This window comes from Citrobacter sp. Cf072, assembly GCF_030334485.1.
GTDB lineage: Bacteria > Pseudomonadota > Gammaproteobacteria > Enterobacterales > Enterobacteriaceae > Citrobacter > Citrobacter freundii.
Window position 1 is genome coordinate 104,798 of sequence record NZ_JAOWDX010000044.1, and the last position, 17,855, is coordinate 122,652.

The window sequence follows — 17,855 nt, forward strand, 5'->3', positions numbered from 1 at the left end:
AGTATGACGGGTATAGTTAGAGCATGTTCCAGCCAATCAACATATTCCACCACCAAAGACCCAGCGTAATATGGACGAGGAACGTCAAGAACGTCAGCATTGCGCCGACCAGCCACCACGATTTGATGTCGTTATATCCAACGCCAAAAATAACCGGTCCCGCGGCGCCGCCATAATGGGTAACCATACCGCCGTAAGAGTTAGAAAAGAGTAATGCCAATGCAGTTAACATCAGTGGTGCACCAGAAACGTTCGCCAGCATGGCAAATACCGGCATCATTGCCACAATATAGGCGCTGCCAGAGGCAAAGAAATAACGAACAATAATGCTCAAAAAGAGAATAACAAAGAACGCAACGTTGCCGTGGTTACCAAAGTCGAGGTTATTCTTGAAGAGTTCGGCTAACCAATCGAAGAATTTCACTTTCGATAACAGCGAACTCAAACCGATAATACCGCCGTACCAGATTAAGGTATTCCAGCCGCCCTTATTTTTAACCACATCATCCCAGGTGACTACGCCAAACAAAAGCATCGTACCCATTACTACAATGGCAACCGTTGATTCATCAACGCCGAGAGTTTTACTAAAGATCCATCCTAATAGCGCGAGGACGAAAATGCCCAGCAGCATTTTTTCGCGCCCTTTCATTGGCCCTAAATCCTGAAGCCCGGCTTTGGCGATAGTTTTGTTATCAACCTTTTTAATTTCAGGTGGATACATAAAATAGATGACTAAAGGCGTTACCAACAGCATAACCAGTCCAGGCAAAGCAGCTGCAAGAGCCCATCCTCCCCAGCTTAGTTGTAACTGACAGATATCGTTGATCATCTTCAATGCCAGAATGTTTCCTGCCATCGCAGTAAAAAACATATAGCTGGTCGTTTTAGTGACCATATACACCGTCATCATCAGGTAGTGGCCGACGCGGCGGGGGCTCTTGTCCGGCTCAGAGCCTAACGCCACCGCCACGCTATTGATGATGGGCAAGACAATGCCTCCCGCACGCGCAGTATTTGACGGTGTTGCCGGGGCTAATACCAGGTCAAGAAATACGGTCACGTAGCCCAGGCCAAGCGTGGTGTTACCTATTTTACCAATCAGAATATAGGCAATTCGCTTGCCCAGTCCCGTCGTCACAAAAGCAGCGCTTAAAGTAAACGCGGAGAACACCAGCCATGTCGTACCGGAAGCATAGCCACTCAGCACGCTGCTGGTTTTAAGTACGCCGCTGCCTAAATTTCCGACAACCACCATTGAAGCGGCAACAGCAATCAATAATGCCACCGGTTCAGGAAACGGTTTGATCACCAGCCCGACAATGGCTGCGAGATAAATACCAAATAGCACCCAGGCCAGTTCACTTAATCCTGCCGGTGCTGGCATAAGTCCTATAATGCAAGGGATGGCCAATATTAATATTAGCTTCCATAATGATTTAACGTTCATTTTGGGGTCCTGAATAATCTGTACAAGCAATACAGAATGTTTTTCGATTTTCCATAATCACAGCAACATGTGGCCAATGCTGTCAGGGAAGATAAACATCACCGGCGAATATTTTTCTGGCGGTGCGAATAACCGAAGCTCTGATAGTTTCAGGCTCATCCCCTTCATTGGTTAAATAAATATCAAGAGCGCCGCCTGGATGTTCGATAGTGATATTCCCGTAATGCGCGCCTGCCGTTACCTGACGCGTAACGGTACCGTTAATGGCGCAACTGCTGGCGATCGCTATCGCCCCGGTAATTGCCAGTGCTTTATGGCAAGAATGCGGCATAAAATAGCGAACATTAATTGCGCCATCGTGCTGAGGTGCCGAGATGAGAATAGGTTTAGGGATAACCTTATTACTGACATTTCCCAGGCCCATAGCTTCACCGGCCTGTAAACGAATAGACTCGATGCGCGCCAATAATTCGCGGTCTGCATCTAAATCTTGCGCGGATTCATAACCCGTTTTCCCCAGGTATTCGGCAGGAATAATTACGACAGGTGTCGCCATATCCATACAGGTCACGGGAACGGAGTTGATATAATCGATGTGTTGGCCCGTTGGAAAAATATGCCCGGTTTTAGAACCTGCAGCATTCAGGAATGTCAATGCAATCGGGGCCGATGTTCCCGGGACACCGTCAATTCTTGCTGTTCCTTCATACTCAACAACGCCGTTTGGTGTCTGTATATCAGCTTCGATAAACGTGTTGGTGTTTACATTGCGAATACAAACGCGGGTGGTCGGCGTTGCGGCATTAATTAATCCCTTTTCGATAGCAAACGCGCCAACGGCGGAAAGCATATTGCCGCAGTTCGGCGTGGTATCGACCCGTTGCTCATGCACCAATACCTGAGCAAATAAATAATCGATATCAGCTTTCGGGTCGTTTGAACGACTAATGATCGCTACTTTGCTGGTTAACGGATTGCCACCACCAATGCCGTCTATTTCCAGCGCATTGCCAGAACCCATAATTTTAATCAATACTTCATCACGCAGTTTTTCTTCTTGTGGTAGATCTTGTGCTAATAAAAATGCGCCCCTTGAAGTTCCTCCGCGCATCATAACGCAAGGTATTTTTTTCATGATTATGCTCTCGATATTATTTTCACTATGTACATGGTTGCATGTCATGATTAGGGTGACTAATGACTTCATTTTCGTGATTAGTGATTTATTTTTATTAATTAAAAGTTATGAATTGCAGATACACTGAACACTTTCATCTTAGACAGGGGCTTCCCCGATTTAGTCCGGAGTCAGAATGAAACACGAATTATCAAGCATGAAGGCGTTTGTCACACTGGCAGAGTCCGATTCTTTTAACAATGCCGCCAAGTTACTTAATATTACGCAACCTGCATTAACACGCAGAATTAAAAAGATGGAAGAGTATTTACACACTCAACTCTTTGAAAGAACAACTCGCAAAGTCACATTAACAAAAGCGGGAAAAATGCTTTTACCTGAAGCCAGAGAATTAATCAGGGCATTAGATGAAACTATTTTTAATATTAGCGATGTGAATGTTCATCATCATGGCATAGTGACATTATCCTGTATTCCTACCGCAGTTTTCTATTTCTTGCCGTTGGCAATAGGAAAATTTAATGAGCGGTATCCCAATATCAAAGTGCGAATTATTGAACAAGGTACGAATAATTGTATGGAATCCGTACTTTGCAATGAGGCTGATTTTGGAATAAATATGAACAACATCACAAATTCCTCTATCGAGTTCACTCCACTGGTTAATGAACCGTTTGTTCTGGCCTGTCGGCGCGATCATCCACTCGCCAATAAACAGTTGGTGGAGTGGCAGGAATTGCTGAATTACAAATTGATAGGCGTTCGCTCCTCAAGCGGTAACCGATTATTGATTGAACAACATTTGGCCGATAAACCGTGGAAGTTGAACTGGTTTTACGAGGTTCGTCATCTGTCCACTTCGCTGGGTCTGGTTGAAGCTGGACTGGGCGTTTCCGCGTTACCAGGGTTAGCAATGCCGCAAACGCCGCATCCCACCCTGACAGGTATCCCACTGGTTGAGCCTGTTATTAGACGCACGCTGGGAGTTATTCGGCGTAAAGACGCTATTCTCTCACCTCCCGCTGAACGTTTCTTCTCTCTTCTGCTTAATTTATGGGCAGATGACAAAGACTGTCTTTGGACATCCGTTGCTGAACGTCATGAAAATTTACCGCTTGTTGAATGAACATAAAAAAATCCGCAATCTTCAAAAGATTGCGGATCGTTTGTAACACCTGACGTTTTAGTACGCGTTAACCACCACCCACATCGGGCCTTGTCCTACCGCGTAACGACCATTCTCTGTCAACAGTCCTTGTTCGCCTGCAATCTTATACACCGCGATATGGTGCGATTTTTGCCCGGCGGCAATCAGGTATTTTCCGCTGTGATCGATATTAAAACCACGCGGCTGAGTTTCGGTAGGCTGGAAACCCTCTTTAGTCAGCACGCTACCGTCTTCAGACACGCTAAAGACCGTAATCAGGCTGGCGGTGCGATCACAGGCATACAGATGACGCCCATCAGGTGTGATATGAATATCTGCTGCCCAACGGGTATCAGCGAAATCTGCAGGCATCATATCCAGCGTCTGCACACACTCAATTTTGCCGTACGGATCTTTCAGCTCCCAGACATCAACAGAGCTGTTCAGCTCGTTCACACAGTAGGCATATTGCTTATTCGGATGGAACGCCATATGACGCGGGCCCGCGCCTTCCACGGTAGTCACTTCAGCCGGTTCCTGCGCGACCAGATGGCCATCATCGCTTACGTCAAACAGGCAGATACGATCCTGTTTCAACGCCGGAACCCACAAAGTACGGTTATCCGGAGAGATGTTGGCTGAGTGGCAACCATCCAGACCCTCAACCACGTCAACCAGTTCCACCGGCAGACCATCTTCCAGACGCGTGACGCTCACGCTGCCAGCGTTATAAGAACCCACAAACACGAAACGTCCCTGATGATCGGTAGAAATATGCGTCGGGCTACCCGGCAGCGCAGACTCTGCCGCGAAGGTCAGCGCACCGTCATCAGGCGCAATACGATAAGCCAACACGCGAAACTCCGGGCGCACGCCAACATAGAGGTAACGCTTATCCGGGCTGACGACCATCGGCTGTACCTGACCCGGCACATCAACCACCTGTGTCAGCGTCAGAGAACCATCGTGATTCAGGCTCCAGACGTGGATTTGCTGACTTTCAGGGCTGGCGGTATAAACGGTTTGCTTCATGAATACTCCTTTGCTTTTTGGCAGGTGGCTGCAATTGCCTGACACACGCCTAAGGTAGACGCTTTTAACGGTGAATGCTTAATTAAGGCTCAGAATTTTGTCCGGCTCCCGTCTCGGTGTACCATTCCAACAGACATAATTCTCAACCTTAATCTGGATAAACCTATGACCGCACGCGTGATTGCCCTGGATTTAGACGGTACCCTCTTGACCCCGAAAAAAACCTTGCTGCCATCCTCTCTCGAAGCGCTCGCGCGCGCCAGAGAAGCAGGCTACCAACTTATCATTGTCACAGGTCGCCATCACGTTGCTATTCATCCTTTTTATCAGGCACTGGCGCTGGATACACCTGCAATTTGCTGTAACGGTACCTATTTGTATGATTATCAAGCAAAAAAGGTGCTGGAATCCGATCCCCTTCCGGTAGACCAGGCATTACAGCTGATCGAAATGCTGGATGAACATCAGATCCACGGGCTGATGTATGTGGATGAGGCCATGCTGTATGAGCGCCCTACCGGGCATGTAGTGCGTACTGCTAACTGGGCACAAACGCTGCCGCCGGAACAGCGCCCGACCTTCACCCAGGTTCCTTCGCTGGCGCAGGCGGCGCATGACGTTAACGCCGTCTGGAAATTTGCTCTGACCGACGAAGATATTCCGAAACTGCAGCAGTTTGGCCGGTATGTCGAGCAACAACTGGGGCTGGAGTGTGAATGGTCCTGGCACGATCAGGTCGACATTGCCCGTAAAGGCAACAGTAAAGGACGACGCTTGACCCAGTGGATAGAAGCACAGGGCGGGTCAATGGAAAACGTGATTGCCTTTGGCGATAACTTTAACGATATCAGCATGCTGGAAGCCGCAGGCACTGGCGTGGCGATGGGCAACGCGGATGACGCGGTCAAAGCACGCGCCAACATCGTGATTGGTGATAACACCACCGACAGCATCGCGAAATTTATCTACTCTCACCTGCTGTAATCAGGCGGTAATCGATACGCTCTTAATTTGCGCGTACAGCCACAGGCCAGGTTTGATACCCAGTTCATCCCTGGCCCATGGGCTGATCTTCGCCCACAGCGTCTTACCGCCCACCTCAAGCTGAACTTCCACCTGACCGTTATCGTCATAGCATTGCGCGACTTTTGCCCGGAGAACATTACGAATACTGGTCTGTTGCGGCGGCTGCAGAACCAGTGAAACATCAGAGGCCTGAATACGAATACGCAGCGCGGTTTGCAGCGGTTGCTCCAGCTTGTTGACCCATAGATGCTGATCGCCAAGCGCCAGCGCGGTCATCGCGTAGTGTGGATGATGTTCCAGCACGCTGACTTTCAGAATACTGCTTTGCTGTTCCTTAGGCAGCCAGGGGTGCATCACGCTGCTGCCCCAGACATCTTCCAACGAACCAAACGCTTTGACCTGCCCGTTTTCCAGCACCATCACTTTATCTGCCAGGTGCAAAATCTCATCAAGCGAGTGGCTGACGTACAGCATCGGAATATTAATTTCCCGCGCCAGGCGTTGCAGATAAGGCAGCAGTTCGCGTTTACGCGGTATATCCAGAGAGGCTAACGGCTCATCAAGCAGCAATAACTCAGGCGCGGTCAGCAGCGCCCGACCGATGGCGACACGCTGCTTTTCACCGCCAGAAAGACCGCCTGGCAGACGGTCAAGCAGCGGTTCAATGCCCAACAACGCCACCAGCTTATCAAACTGTCCGGCCATGCTTTTCGCCATTCCGTAACGCAGGTTGCCGCGCACTTTATAGTGCGGGAACAGGCGCGCATCCTGGAAAACATAGCCCACCCGGCGTTTTTCCGGCGTTAAACAGATACCGTTCTCGACGTCGTTTAAGACCCGACCGTTGAGCACGATGCGCCCGGACTGCGGCTGCGTCAGACCACTGATGGCGTTAATCAGTGAGGTTTTTCCCGCACCGGAAACGCCAAAAATAGCGGTGATGCCGCTCGCTGGCAGCGTTTCGTTGAGCGTCAGACAATGCGTCCCCAGCGTCTGAGAGAAATTAAGTTCAAGCATGATTATCGCCCCGTCCGCTCACGGCTAATACGCGCCAGCCATTCAGAAATCAGCAGCGAAATCAGCGCCAACACAATTGAAATGATACATAACCTCGCCGCCGCGCTTTCGCCGCCAGGAGTTTGGATCAGGGTATACATCGCCGAAGGAATGGTGCGGGTTTCACCAGGAATATTGGAAACAAAGGTAATGGTTGCACCAAATTCCCCAAGGGAACGCGCAAACGCCAGCACCGTACCAACAATAATGCCGGGCAGCATCAGCGGTAACGTAATGGTCATAAAGACGCGCCAGCGTCCGGCTCCAAGTGTGCGGGCCGCCTGCTCCAGCTTGACGTCGACACCTTCCAGCGCCAAACGAATAGCCCGCACCATGAGCGGGAAGGACATCACCGCAGCGGCCAGCACCGCCCCACGCCAGCTAAAGGCAAAAGTGATGCCAAACCAGTCGTACAGCCATTCGCCAATGAATCCGCGCCGTCCCATAGAGACCAACAGCAGATACCCCACCACCACAGGCGGCAGAACCAGCGGCAAATGCAGTACGCTGTCGAGCAGCGCTTTGCCTGGGAACTTGCATCGCACCAGTAGCCAGGCAAAGAAGATCCCAAATGGCAGACTAAACAACACGGCCAGGGAAGAAACTTTCAGGCTCAGTATAACGGCCTGCCATTCAGGATCGGTCAGTATCATTACTTGGTCGTAAATCCATAACGTTTAAAGATTTCAGCAGCCTGCGGTCCTTTCAGGTAATCATAGAACGCGCTAACCGTTGCGTTTTTGTGCCCATCAACAATCGCGATAGGGTATTCCACTTTTTTGTGCGAATCTTCCGGGAAGGTCGCCACAACTTTTACGCCCTTGCTGGCGACGGCGTCAGAACCATAGACGATCCCCAGCGGCGCTTCGTTACGCTCTACCAGCGCCAGCGCACCGCGCACGTCTTCAGCAGGAGCCAGTTTCGGGGCCAGGGTATCCCATGCACCCAGTTTTTGCAGCGCTTCTTTGGCATAAATGCCTGCCGGAACATGTTCCGGATCGCCAACAGCCAGGCGTCCACCGTTCAACAGACTGGTCCAGTTGGTTTTGCTGTCGATGGTGAAGTCTTTCTGTGCGCTGGCTTTCGGTGCAACCACCACCAGGCTGTTACCCAACAGCGTTTCACGCGTTGCGGTATCAATCGACTTCTTGTCTACCGCGTAGTCCATCCATTTCTGATCGGCAGAAATAAACAGATCGGCCGGTGCGCCTGCTTCAATCTGACGCGCCAGTGTGGAAGAAGAAGCAAAAGAGGAGACAACATCAACGTTCTTCTCTTTTTTATATTGCGTTGCAATGTCCTGCATCGCGTTGGTCAGCGAAGCCGCTGCGAAAACGGTAATCTTTCCTTCATCCGCCAGCGCATGTCCGGCAACAGTAAGAGAAAGAGTTGCCCCTGCAAACAAGCGTAACCATGTACGTGCCATCTGTAACTCCTTTGCGTTTCGTTATGTAGGCGCAAATATAACGAGTAAACCAGGATTTTCCCAGTGGTTATTGATACCAATTAGAGGTTACACAAAGAAAATATCGGCAGGGAAAGTAGGATCTTGAGAAACTGTAGCGAGAGAAAACGAGTAGGAAGGCAAAAAATATAAACGCCCGACTGAGCGGGCGTTTGGGGAATCAATGATTCTGTCTGGACTGGTCTTTCTGACCGATACCGGAGAAAATGTTGAACACTTCACCCAGTCCGTAAATCAGACCCAGAATGATGGCCATTACCACAGGTACCATGATTACGGCGAATACCAGACTTTTCAATAACTCTAACATGGTCAACTCCAGATTTAGTCCTTAGTTGTATTCTAACCACATAACGCAGAAAAGCACTCCCCTTTTGTGCGGTCGGCTTTGCTCAGGCACGGTTTTCCGTCACAATACCCTTTTTTGCCAGGAGCTTGTGATGCAGGCCGAAATCCTTCTTACGCTGAAACTTCAGCAAAAACTGTTTGCTGATCCCCGTCGCATTTCTCTGCTTAAGCATATTGCTCTTTCCGGTTCCATCAGTCAGGGCGCGAAGGATGCAGGTATCAGCTACAAAAGCGCCTGGGATGCGATTAACGAAATGAACCAGCTCAGCGAGCAGACGCTGGTTGAACGTGCCACAGGCGGTAAAGGCGGCGGTGGCGCGGTGTTAACGCGCTATGGCCAACGTTTAATCCAGTTATATGATTTACTGGCGCAAATCCAACAAAAAGCTTTTGATGTTTTGAGCGATGACGATGCGCTACCGCTCAACAGCCTGCTGGCAGCTATCTCGCGTTTTTCACTGCAAACCAGCGCCCGTAACCAGTGGTTTGGCACCATTACCGCTCGCGACCACGATCAGGTCCAGCAGCATGTTGACGTCCTGCTGGCCGATGGCGAAACGCGCCTGAAAGTGGCAATCACTGCGCAAAGCGGCGAGCGTCTGGGTCTTGAGGAAGGCAAAGAAGTACTGATTCTGCTGAAAGCGCCGTGGGTGGGAATCACTCAGGACGACGCTATCGCTCAGGCTGCCGATAACCAGTTGCAGGGCACGATTAGCCATATTGAACGCGGTGCGGAACAGTGTGAAGTGCTGATGACGTTGCCAGATGGCCAGACGCTCTGCGCGACGTTGCCGATAGATCAGACCCACACATTAACTGAAGGCGCTAACGTCACAGCATATTTTAATGCTGATAGAGTGATTATCGCCACGCTGTGCTGAGTTGATTGACATCAACCCGAAGAACACGTATCCCTGTTATTCATCGCTGCAAATAATGGGATACAAAATGTCATCATTGCAAATTTCGCAAGGCATGTTTCGTCTTAGCGACACAAAAACGCTCCAGTTAGATGCGTTGACGTTAAACGCGGGTGATAGCTGGGCGTTTGTTGGCTCTAATGGTAGCGGGAAATCTGCGCTGGCCCGCGCGCTGGCGGGCGAGTTGCCGCTCCTGAAAGGCGAACGCCGCTGCCAGTTCACACGTATTACCCGACTCTCCTTTGAGCAGCTCCAAAAGCTGGTCAGCGACGAGTGGCAGCGGAACAACACCGATCTTCTTAGTCCCGGTGAAGACGACACAGGGCGCACCACCGCAGAAATCATTCAGGATGAGGTCAACGATCCCGCCCGCTGCGCTGCGCTGGCGCAGCAGTTTGGCATTTCAGCCTTACTCAACAGGCGTTTCAAATACCTTTCCACCGGTGAAACACGCAAAACTCTGCTCTGCCAGGCATTAATGTCCACGCCAGATTTGCTGATCCTTGATGAACCCTTTGACGGGCTGGACGTCGCGTCCCGCCGCCAGTTAGCAGAACTGCTCGATGAGCTACACCAGGCCGGCTTAACGCTGGTACTGGTGCTTAATCGCTTTGATGAAATTCCCGAATTCGTGCAGTTTGCCGGCGTGCTTGCCGATTGCACACTGACGGAAACCGGCGCAAAAATCGACCTTCTGCAACAGGCATTAATCGCTCAGCTTGCCCATAGCGAGCGGCTGGAAGGCATCCAGTTACCCGAGCCGGATGAGCCTTCAGTACGCCACACATTGTCAGATAACGAGCCGCGCATTGTGCTTAACGATGGCACCGTCTCGTATAACGATCGCCCTATCCTGCATCATCTGAGCTGGCGGGTAAATCCGGGGGAACACTGGCAAATCGTCGGCCCCAACGGTGCGGGGAAATCAACCCTGCTCAGTTTAATCACCGGCGATCATCCCCAGGGATATAGCAACAACCTGACCCTGTTTGGCCGACGCCGGGGCAGCGGTGAAACTATCTGGGATATCAAAAAACACATTGGCTATGTCAGCAGCAGCCTGCATTTGGATTACCGGGTAAGTACAACAGTTCGCAACGTTATTCTCTCCGGTTATTTCGATTCAATCGGCATTTATCAGGCCGTCTCCGACAGGCAGCACAAGCTGGTACAACAGTGGCTGGATATTCTTGGCATCGATAAACGTACCGCGGATGCGCCATTTCATAGTCTTTCCTGGGGACAACAGCGGCTGGCATTGATTGTTCGTGCTCTGGTGAAACATCCTACATTGCTGATCCTCGATGAACCCTTGCAAGGATTAGATCCGCTCAACCGCCAACTGATCCGTCGGTTTGTGGATGTCCTGATCGGTGAAGGCGAAACTCAGCTTTTGTTCGTCTCTCATCACGCCGAAGATGCCCCGGCCTGCATTACCCATCGGCTAGAGTTTGTACCCGAGGGAGATATCTACGGCTATCGACAAACTTCTCTGCGTTAATTTTCATGCCAGGGCGTTTATCACGCCCTTTTTTCTGCTTTTTTTTCAGACAATCGCTGTAATAACAACCTAACATAATGATTTATAATAAATTAACTAGCAGCGTCGAGTGAAAATCTTGGAGTGTAAACGATTCCACTAATTTATTCCGTGTCACACTTTTCGCATCTTTGTTATGCTATGGTTATTGCATACCATAGGCTTAACGGAGCGAATTATGAGAGTATTGGTTACAGGTGGTAGCGGTTACATTGGAAGCCACACTTGCGTGCAGTTGCTGAAAAACGGTCACGAGGTGGTGATCCTGGATAATCTCTGCAACAGCAAGCGCAGCGTACTGCCCGTCATTGAGCGTTTAGGCGGCAAGCATCCGACCTTCGTGGAAGGAGACATCCGTAACGAAGCGCTGATAACCGAAATTCTGCACGATCATGCCATTGATACGGTCATCCATTTTGCCGGTTTAAAAGCCGTTGGAGAATCCGTTGCCAAGCCGCTGGAGTACTATGACAACAACGTCAACGGCACTCTGCGTCTGGTGAATGCAATGCGCGCAGCCAACGTGAAAAACTTCATTTTCAGCTCCTCCGCGACCGTCTATGGCGATCAGCCGCAAATTCCTTACGTTGAAAGCTTCCCCACCGGCACGCCACAAAGTCCGTACGGCAAAAGCAAGCTGATGGTGGAACAGATCCTGACCGATCTGCAAAAAGCTCAGCCCGACTGGAGCATTGCCCTGCTGCGCTACTTTAACCCTGTTGGCGCTCATCCGTCAGGAGATATGGGGGAAGATCCGCAAGGTATTCCAAACAACCTGATGCCTTACATCGCGCAGGTTGCCGTTGGCCGCCGCGAGTCTCTTGCCATATTTGGCAATGACTACCCTACTGAAGATGGCACCGGCGTACGCGACTACATCCATGTGATGGATCTCGCCGACGGCCACGTTGCCGCCATGGAAAAACTGGCAGGCATTCAGGGTGTGCATATTTATAACCTCGGTGCAGGCATCGGCAGCAGCGTGCTGGACGTGGTCCACGCCTTCAGCAAAGCCTGTGGTAAACCGGTGAATTACCACTTCGCCCCGCGCCGTGAAGGCGATCTTCCAGCCTACTGGGCTGATGCCAGCAAAGCCGATCGCGAGCTCAACTGGCGCGTGACCCGCACATTGGATGAAATGGCACAAGATACCTGGCACTGGCAGTCACGCCACCCACAGGGATATTCGGATTAAGGACCAATCATGACGCAATTCAATCCTGTCGATCATCCACACCGCCGTTTTAACCCGCTCACCGGGCAGTGGATCCTCGTATCACCGCATCGCGCCAAACGCCCGTGGCAAGGGGCGCAGGAAACTCCGTCTAAGCAGGTACTACCTGCACATGACCCGGACTGCTTCCTGTGCGCTGGCAATACGCGCGTTACCGGCGACAAAAACCCGGATTACACCGGGACCTATGTCTTTACCAATGACTTTGCGGCGCTGATGTCCGATACCCCCGACGCGCCGGACAGTCACGATCCGTTGATGCGCTGCCAGAGCGCGCGCGGTACCAGCCGCGTGATTTGCTTCTCACCCGATCACAGCAAAACGTTGCCGGAACTCAGCGTCCCTGCACTGACAGAAATCGTAAAAACGTGGCAGGAGCAGACCGAAGACTTAGGGAAAACCTATCCCTGGGTGCAGGTATTTGAGAATAAAGGCGCAGCGATGGGGTGCTCGAACCCGCACCCACACGGACAAATTTGGGCCAACAGCTTTTTGCCTAACGAAGCCGAACGTGAAGATCGCCTGCAGAAAGCATACTTCGCCGAACAAGGCGCACCGATGCTCGTTGATTACGTCCAGCGCGAACTGGCGGACGGCAGTCGTACGGTCGTAGAAACCGAGCACTGGCTGGCGGTTGTGCCTTACTGGGCCGCGTGGCCGTTCGAAACGCTGCTGCTGCCGAAAGCGCATGTGCTGCGTATTACCGATTTGAGCGACGAACAGCGTGCTGACCTGGCGCTGGCGTTGAAAAAACTGACCAGTCGTTACGACAATCTGTTCCAGTGTTCATTCCCCTACTCCATGGGCTGGCACGGCGCACCGTTTAACGGTGAAGAAAACCAACACTGGCAGTTGCATGCACACTTTTATCCGCCGCTGCTGCGTTCCGCGACTGTGCGTAAATTTATGGTCGGATATGAAATGCTGGCAGAAACCCAGCGCGACCTGACGGCAGAACAAGCGGCTGAACGACTGCGTGCGGTCAGCGACATCCATTTTCGCGAATCCGGAGTTTAAATAATGAGTCTGAAAGAAAAAACACAATCTCTGTTTGCAGAAACATTTGGCTACCCTGCCACCCATACTATTCAGGCACCGGGTCGTGTAAACCTGATCGGCGAACATACCGATTATAACGACGGCTTCGTTCTGCCTTGCGCCATCGACTATCAAACCGTTATCAGTTGTGCGGCACGCGACGATCGAAAAGTCCGCGTGATCGCCGCTGATTACGACAATCAGATTGATGAGTTCTCGCTTGATGCGCCGATTATCGCCCACGACAGCCAGCAGTGGTCAAACTACGTGCGTGGCGTAGTGAAACATCTGCAAAAGCGCAATAACGCCTTTGGCGGTGCTGATCTGGTGATCAGCGGTAACGTCCCACAGGGCGCGGGGTTAAGTTCTTCTGCCTCGCTGGAAGTCGCTGTGGGTACGGTATTCCAGCAGCTCTATCATCTGCCGCTCGACGGCGCGCAGATTGCCCTGAACGGTCAGGAAGCTGAAAACCAGTTTGTCGGCTGTAACTGCGGCATTATGGATCAGTTGATCTCGGCACTTGGTAAGAAAGATCATGCGCTACTGATCGACTGCCGAACGCTTGGCACCAAAGCAGTTTCTATGCCTGAGGGCGTAGCGGTGGTGATCATCAACAGTAACTTTAAACGTACGCTGGTCGGTAGCGAATACAACACCCGTCGCGAACAGTGTGAAACCGGCGCGCGTTTCTTCCAGCAGCCAGCGCTGCGTGATGTTAACCTTGAAGCGTTTAACGCCGTCGCCCACGAATTGGATCCGATCGTCGCCAAACGCGTTCGCCACGTGATCACGGAAAATGCGCGTACCGTTGAAGCAGCACAGGCGCTGGAAAAAGGCGACCTGCTGCGTATGGGCCAACTGATGGCGGAATCTCACGCCTCAATGCGCGATGACTTTGAAATTACCGTGCCGCAAATTGATACGCTGGTTGAGATTGTCAAAGCGACCATTGGCGATAAAGGCGGTGTACGCATGACCGGCGGCGGCTTCGGCGGCTGTATAGTGGCGCTGATCCCGCAAGATTTGGTGCCAGCCGTACAGCAAGCTGTCGCTGAGCAGTACGAAGCAAAAACTGGAATTAAAGAAACATTCTACGTCTGCAAACCTTCTCAAGGAGCCGGACAATGTTAAACGAAATCCCCGTGCAGGCTCCGGACGGTCAGCCGTTTCGCCTGCTCACCCTGCGCAATGACGCAGGGATGGTGGTCACGCTGATGGATTGGGGCGCGACCCTACTCTCTGCGCGTATTCCGCTCAGCGATGGTAGCGTGCGCGAAGCATTACTCGGTTGCGCCAGCCCGGAACAATACCCGGAACAGGCTGCATTTCTGGGGGCTTCGATTGGTCGCTACGCTAATCGTATCGCCAACAGCCGTTATACCTTTGCTGGCGAAACCGTTGAATTAATACCAAGTCAGGGCGACAACCAGCTGCACGGCGGGCCGGACGGTTTCGACAAACGTCGCTGGCAGATAGTCAATCAAAATGACCGCCAGGTGCTGTTCGCCTTAACGTCCGACGATGGCGATCAGGGCTTTCCTGGCCATCTTTGCGCTACCGTGCAGTATCGCCTGACTGACGATAATCGTATTTCGATAACCTACCGCGCCACGGTCGATAAGCCCTGCCCGGTGAATCTGACGAATCACGTTTATTTCAACCTCGACGGTGACAAAACGGATGTGCGCCAACACAAGCTGCAAATCCTCGCCGACGAGTACTTGCCGGTTGATGAAATGGGCATCCCGCACGACGGACTGAAATCCGTCGCTGGTAGCACTTTCGATTTCCGTACGCCTAAGATCATCAGCAGTGAATTTCTTGCCGATGACGATCAGCGCAAGGTAAAAGGTTACGATCACGCCTTCCTGCTCCAGGCACAGGGCAATACGCATACGCCGGTCGCTCGACTGTGGTCCCAGGATGAAAAACTGCAGATGGAGGTCTACACCTCCGCCCCGGCATTACAGTTTTATTCCGGGAATTTCCTCGGCGGTACGCCATCCCGTGGTCCTGATGCCTACGCCGACTGGCAAGGTCTGGCACTGGAAAGCGAGTTCCTGCCGGACAGCCCGAACCATCCGGAATGGCCGCAGCCAGACTGCTTCCTGCGTCCTGGCGAAGAGTATGCCAGCGTGACGGAATACCGGTTTATTCCAGCCTAATCGTTCCCCCTCCCAGGCCCGATGACGTAACGTATCGGGCCTGTTGCTTGTTTATCACAGTAGAACCGCTCAAATCCCCACCGTTCAAAGACAAAATCGCAACCTTGAGTTCACAAGAACCTTACACTGTGGCGCTATTTTCGCTATGGTTATGCGTAAGGATTGCCGCTGACGCATTACGGCAATATAATGAGAATTATTATCATTAAATATGATTTATAGGAGTGAGTGTATGGCTGTAACTAAGCTGGTTCTGGTACGTCACGGTGAAAGTCAGTGGAACAACGAGAACCGTTTTACCGGTTGGTATGACGTTGATCTGTCCGAGAAAGGTGTGGGCGAAGCAAAAGCGGCAGGTAAACTGCTGAAAGAGGAAGGCTACAGCTTCGATTTTGCTTATACCTCTGTGCTGAAACGTGCCATTCACACCCTGTGGAACGTACTGGACGAACTGGATCAGGCCTGGCTGCCAGTTGAGAAATCCTGGAAACTGAACGAACGTCATTACGGCGCGCTGCAGGGTCTGAACAAAGCTGAAACCGCTGAAAAATACGGTGACGAGCAGGTTAAACAATGGCGTCGCGGCTTTGCGGTAACGCCACCGGAACTGACCAAAGATGACGAGCGTTATCCGGGTCACGATCCGCGTTATGCGAAGCTGACCGACAAAGAGTTACCGGTTACCGAAAGCCTGGCGCTGACCATCGATCGCGTTATCCCCTACTGGAACGAAACCATTCTGCCGCGCATGAAAAGCGGTGAGCGTGTGATTATCGCCGCTCACGGTAACTCTCTGCGTGCGCTGGTTAAATACCTGGATAACATGGGCGAAGATGAGATCCTTGAACTGAACATTCCGACCGGCGTACCGCTGGTATATGAGTTCGACGAAAACTTCAAACCGATCAAACACTACTATCTGGGTAACGCTGACGAGATCGCCGCAAAAGCTGCGGCCGTTGCGAACCAGGGTAAAGCAAAGTAATTTCTTCGCGACACATAAAAAAGCGCGGATTATCCGCGCTTTTTTATTTTTCTGGAAAGCTAACGTTTTAACCGCGACGCGCTTTTACCGCATCCGCCAACTGGCGCAGCACCGCATCGGTGTCTTCCCAGCCAATGCAGGCGTCGGTGATGCTCTTACCGTAGGTCAGCGGCTCGCCGCTATCCGGGTTCTGATTACCCTCGACCAGATGGCTTTCGATCATCACGCCAATAATCGCTTTTTCTCCACCAGCGACTTGCCCGCAAACGTCTTTCGCAACATCCATCTGCTTTTTGAACTGCTTGCAGGAGTTGGCATGGCTAAAGTCGATCATCACTTGTGCAGAGAGCCCTGCTTTGATCAGACCTTCTTTCACATCGGCAACGTGCTGAGCGCTGTAGTTAGGTTCTTTGCCCCCGCGCAAAATAATATGGCAATCGCCGTTACCGCTGGTATTTACGATCGCCGAATGACCCCATTTGGTTACAGACAGGAAGCAGTGTGGCGCCCCTGCTGCGTTGATTGCATCAATCGCAACTTTGATCGTGCCATCGGTACCGTTTTTAAAACCAACCGGGCAAGACAGACCTGATGCCAGCTCGCGGTGTACCTGAGATTCAGTGGTACGAGCCCCAATCGCGCCCCAGCTCATCAGATCGGCAAGGTATTGCGGCGTGATCATATCGAGGAACTCACCCGCAGCCGGCAATCCGCTATCATTGATATCCAGCAGCAATTTACGTGCAATGCGCAGCCCATCGTTGATTTGGAAGCTGTTGTCCATATGCGGATCGTTGATAAGCCCTTTCCAGCCGACGGTGGTTCGCGGTTTTTCAAAATAGACGCGCATGACAATTTCAAGCTCGCCTTTTAACTCTTCGCGCAGCGCCAGCAGGCGGGCGGCGTACTCTTTAGCGGCTGCCGGATCATGAATAGAGCACGGCCCAATTACCACTAACAGGCGATCATCGCTTCCTTTCAGAATTTTATGAATCGCTTTACGGGCATGAGCCACCGTGTTTGCGGCATTTTCAGTAGCGGGGAATTTTTCCAGCAATGCGACTGGCGGTAATAACTCGTTGATCTCTTTAATGCGTAAATCGTCGTTCTGATAATTCATGATTATTCCAGCGTTGCCATACTTATATAAATGAATGCAATCCCTCCAATCTATATCTTCAGTCATAAAGTGTAAACGGGGTTTTACACTTTGGACGGATTAATCCTGGAATTGGCCAAAAAAACGCAATAAAGTAGCGAAAAACGAGATCCAACCTACAATTTATAACTGTAACAGCTTTAATTTTCATA

17 protein-coding genes are annotated in these 17,855 nt (G+C 51.3%); 9 read left to right on the forward strand and 8 right to left on the reverse strand.

Going from position 1 to position 17,855, the window contains the following annotated elements:
- Window positions 1-16: 16 nt before the first annotated feature.
- A complete protein-coding gene (locus OGX66_RS09550) occupies window positions 17-1,450 on the reverse strand; it encodes an anion permease (protein WP_270921775.1) in 1,434 nt (477 codons plus the stop codon).
- Between the two features lie 82 nt (window positions 1,451-1,532).
- Window positions 1,533-2,585 (reverse strand): 4-oxalomesaconate tautomerase, encoded by a 1,053-nt coding sequence (locus OGX66_RS09555; RefSeq protein WP_270921774.1) that lies wholly within the window; start codon window positions 2,583-2,585, stop codon window positions 1,533-1,535.
- Between the two features lie 178 nt (window positions 2,586-2,763).
- Between OGX66_RS09555 and OGX66_RS09560 the strand changes: the two genes are divergently transcribed.
- Entirely contained in the window at window positions 2,764-3,714 is a 951-nt protein-coding gene (locus OGX66_RS09560; RefSeq protein WP_057063417.1) for a LysR family transcriptional regulator, read from the forward strand.
- Between the two features lie 57 nt (window positions 3,715-3,771).
- On the opposite strand, the gene pgl is transcribed toward OGX66_RS09560, so the two are convergent.
- The gene (gene pgl / locus OGX66_RS09565; RefSeq protein ID WP_003023041.1) at window positions 3,772-4,767 is read right to left on the reverse strand and encodes a 6-phosphogluconolactonase; all 996 of its coding nucleotides are present in this window, start codon (window positions 4,765-4,767) and stop codon (window positions 3,772-3,774) included.
- A 165-nt stretch (window positions 4,768-4,932) separates the two neighbouring features.
- Between pgl and OGX66_RS09570 the strand changes: the two genes are divergently transcribed.
- The gene (locus OGX66_RS09570; protein ID WP_270921773.1) at window positions 4,933-5,751 is read left to right on the forward strand and encodes a pyridoxal phosphatase; all 819 of its coding nucleotides are present in this window, start codon (window positions 4,933-4,935) and stop codon (window positions 5,749-5,751) included.
- On the opposite strand, the gene modC is transcribed toward OGX66_RS09570, so the two are convergent.
- The 4 genes from modC to OGX66_RS09590 all read right to left on the reverse strand — a co-directional run bounded on the left by modC (window position 5,752) and on the right by OGX66_RS09590 (window position 8,624).
- The gene (modC, locus tag OGX66_RS09575) at window positions 5,752-6,810 is read right to left on the reverse strand and encodes a molybdenum ABC transporter ATP-binding protein ModC (RefSeq protein WP_003837092.1); all 1,059 of its coding nucleotides are present in this window, start codon (window positions 6,808-6,810) and stop codon (window positions 5,752-5,754) included.
- A 2-nt stretch (window positions 6,811-6,812) separates the two neighbouring features.
- Window positions 6,813-7,502, reverse strand: coding sequence for a molybdate ABC transporter permease subunit (modB, locus tag OGX66_RS09580; RefSeq protein ID WP_003023032.1), 690 nt, complete (start codon window positions 7,500-7,502; stop codon window positions 6,813-6,815).
- Window positions 7,502-8,275, reverse strand: a complete 774-nt coding sequence (gene modA / locus OGX66_RS09585) for a molybdate ABC transporter substrate-binding protein (protein ID WP_003023029.1) — start codon at window positions 8,273-8,275, stop codon at window positions 7,502-7,504. Before modA ends, modB begins: the two co-directional genes overlap by 1 nt.
- Before the next feature lie 199 nt (window positions 8,276-8,474).
- Window positions 8,475-8,624: an AcrZ family multidrug efflux pump-associated protein gene (locus tag OGX66_RS09590; RefSeq protein WP_003023026.1), complete on the reverse strand. Its 150-nt coding sequence runs from the start codon at window positions 8,622-8,624 to the stop codon at window positions 8,475-8,477.
- Window positions 8,625-8,754: 130 nt separating this feature from the next.
- On the opposite strand from OGX66_RS09590, the gene modE reads away from it, so the two are divergent.
- From modE to gpmA, 7 genes are all read left to right on the forward strand, one after another.
- Complete coding sequence (gene modE, locus OGX66_RS09595) at window positions 8,755-9,543, forward strand: molybdenum-dependent transcriptional regulator (RefSeq protein WP_003023018.1); 789 nt, start codon at window positions 8,755-8,757, stop codon at window positions 9,541-9,543.
- A 67-nt stretch (window positions 9,544-9,610) separates the two neighbouring features.
- Entirely contained in the window at window positions 9,611-11,083 is a 1,473-nt protein-coding gene (modF, locus tag OGX66_RS09600) for a molybdate ABC transporter ATP-binding protein ModF (RefSeq protein WP_088902587.1), read from the forward strand.
- A 217-nt stretch (window positions 11,084-11,300) separates the two neighbouring features.
- Entirely contained in the window at window positions 11,301-12,317 is a 1,017-nt protein-coding gene (gene galE / locus OGX66_RS09605; RefSeq protein WP_003837100.1) for a UDP-glucose 4-epimerase GalE, read from the forward strand.
- A 9-nt stretch (window positions 12,318-12,326) separates the two neighbouring features.
- Window positions 12,327-13,373: a galactose-1-phosphate uridylyltransferase gene (gene galT / locus OGX66_RS09610; RefSeq protein ID WP_003837102.1), complete on the forward strand. Its 1,047-nt coding sequence runs from the start codon at window positions 12,327-12,329 to the stop codon at window positions 13,371-13,373.
- A 3-nt stretch (window positions 13,374-13,376) separates the two neighbouring features.
- A complete protein-coding gene (galK, locus tag OGX66_RS09615) occupies window positions 13,377-14,525 on the forward strand; it encodes a galactokinase (protein ID WP_003845362.1) in 1,149 nt (382 codons plus the stop codon).
- A complete protein-coding gene (galM, locus tag OGX66_RS09620; protein ID WP_057102181.1) occupies window positions 14,519-15,559 on the forward strand; it encodes a galactose-1-epimerase in 1,041 nt (346 codons plus the stop codon). The genes galK and galM overlap by 7 nt, the downstream gene beginning before the upstream one ends.
- A 232-nt stretch (window positions 15,560-15,791) precedes the next feature.
- Entirely contained in the window at window positions 15,792-16,544 is a 753-nt protein-coding gene (gene gpmA, locus OGX66_RS09625) for a 2,3-diphosphoglycerate-dependent phosphoglycerate mutase (RefSeq protein WP_003022999.1), read from the forward strand.
- 67 nt (window positions 16,545-16,611) lie between these two features.
- Here gpmA and aroG read toward each other — a convergent pair whose 3' ends face one another.
- On the reverse strand, window positions 16,612-17,664 hold the full coding sequence (aroG, locus tag OGX66_RS09630) for a 3-deoxy-7-phosphoheptulonate synthase AroG (protein WP_003837108.1): 1,053 nt from the start codon (window positions 17,662-17,664) through the stop codon (window positions 16,612-16,614).
- Between the last annotated feature and the right edge of the window lie 191 nt (window positions 17,665-17,855).

Coding starts and splice junctions, on each gene's coding strand:
- OGX66_RS09570 (WP_270921773.1), top strand. CDS start 4,933: ATGACCGCACGCGTGATTGCCCTGGATTTAGACGGTACCCTCTTGACC.
- galT (WP_003837102.1), top strand. CDS start 12,327: ATGACGCAATTCAATCCTGTCGATCATCCACACCGCCGTTTTAACCCG.
- OGX66_RS09560 (WP_057063417.1), top strand. CDS start 2,764: ATGAAACACGAATTATCAAGCATGAAGGCGTTTGTCACACTGGCAGAG.
- galE (WP_003837100.1), top strand. CDS start 11,301: ATGAGAGTATTGGTTACAGGTGGTAGCGGTTACATTGGAAGCCACACT.
- aroG (WP_003837108.1), bottom strand. CDS start 17,664: ATGAATTATCAGAACGACGATTTACGCATTAAAGAGATCAACGAGTTA.
- OGX66_RS09550 (WP_270921775.1), bottom strand. CDS start 1,450: ATGAACGTTAAATCATTATGGAAGCTAATATTAATATTGGCCATCCCT.
- galK (WP_003845362.1), top strand. CDS start 13,377: ATGAGTCTGAAAGAAAAAACACAATCTCTGTTTGCAGAAACATTTGGC.
- gpmA (WP_003022999.1), top strand. CDS start 15,792: ATGGCTGTAACTAAGCTGGTTCTGGTACGTCACGGTGAAAGTCAGTGG.
- modA (WP_003023029.1), bottom strand. CDS start 8,275: ATGGCACGTACATGGTTACGCTTGTTTGCAGGGGCAACTCTTTCTCTT.
- modF (WP_088902587.1), top strand. CDS start 9,611: ATGTCATCATTGCAAATTTCGCAAGGCATGTTTCGTCTTAGCGACACA.
- modC (WP_003837092.1), bottom strand. CDS start 6,810: ATGCTTGAACTTAATTTCTCTCAGACGCTGGGGACGCATTGTCTGACG.
- OGX66_RS09555 (WP_270921774.1), bottom strand. CDS start 2,585: ATGAAAAAAATACCTTGCGTTATGATGCGCGGAGGAACTTCAAGGGGC.
- pgl (WP_003023041.1), bottom strand. CDS start 4,767: ATGAAGCAAACCGTTTATACCGCCAGCCCTGAAAGTCAGCAAATCCAC.
- modB (WP_003023032.1), bottom strand. CDS start 7,502: ATGATACTGACCGATCCTGAATGGCAGGCCGTTATACTGAGCCTGAAA.
- galM (WP_057102181.1), top strand. CDS start 14,519: ATGTTAAACGAAATCCCCGTGCAGGCTCCGGACGGTCAGCCGTTTCGC.
- OGX66_RS09590 (WP_003023026.1), bottom strand. CDS start 8,624: ATGTTAGAGTTATTGAAAAGTCTGGTATTCGCCGTAATCATGGTACCT.
- modE (WP_003023018.1), top strand. CDS start 8,755: ATGCAGGCCGAAATCCTTCTTACGCTGAAACTTCAGCAAAAACTGTTT.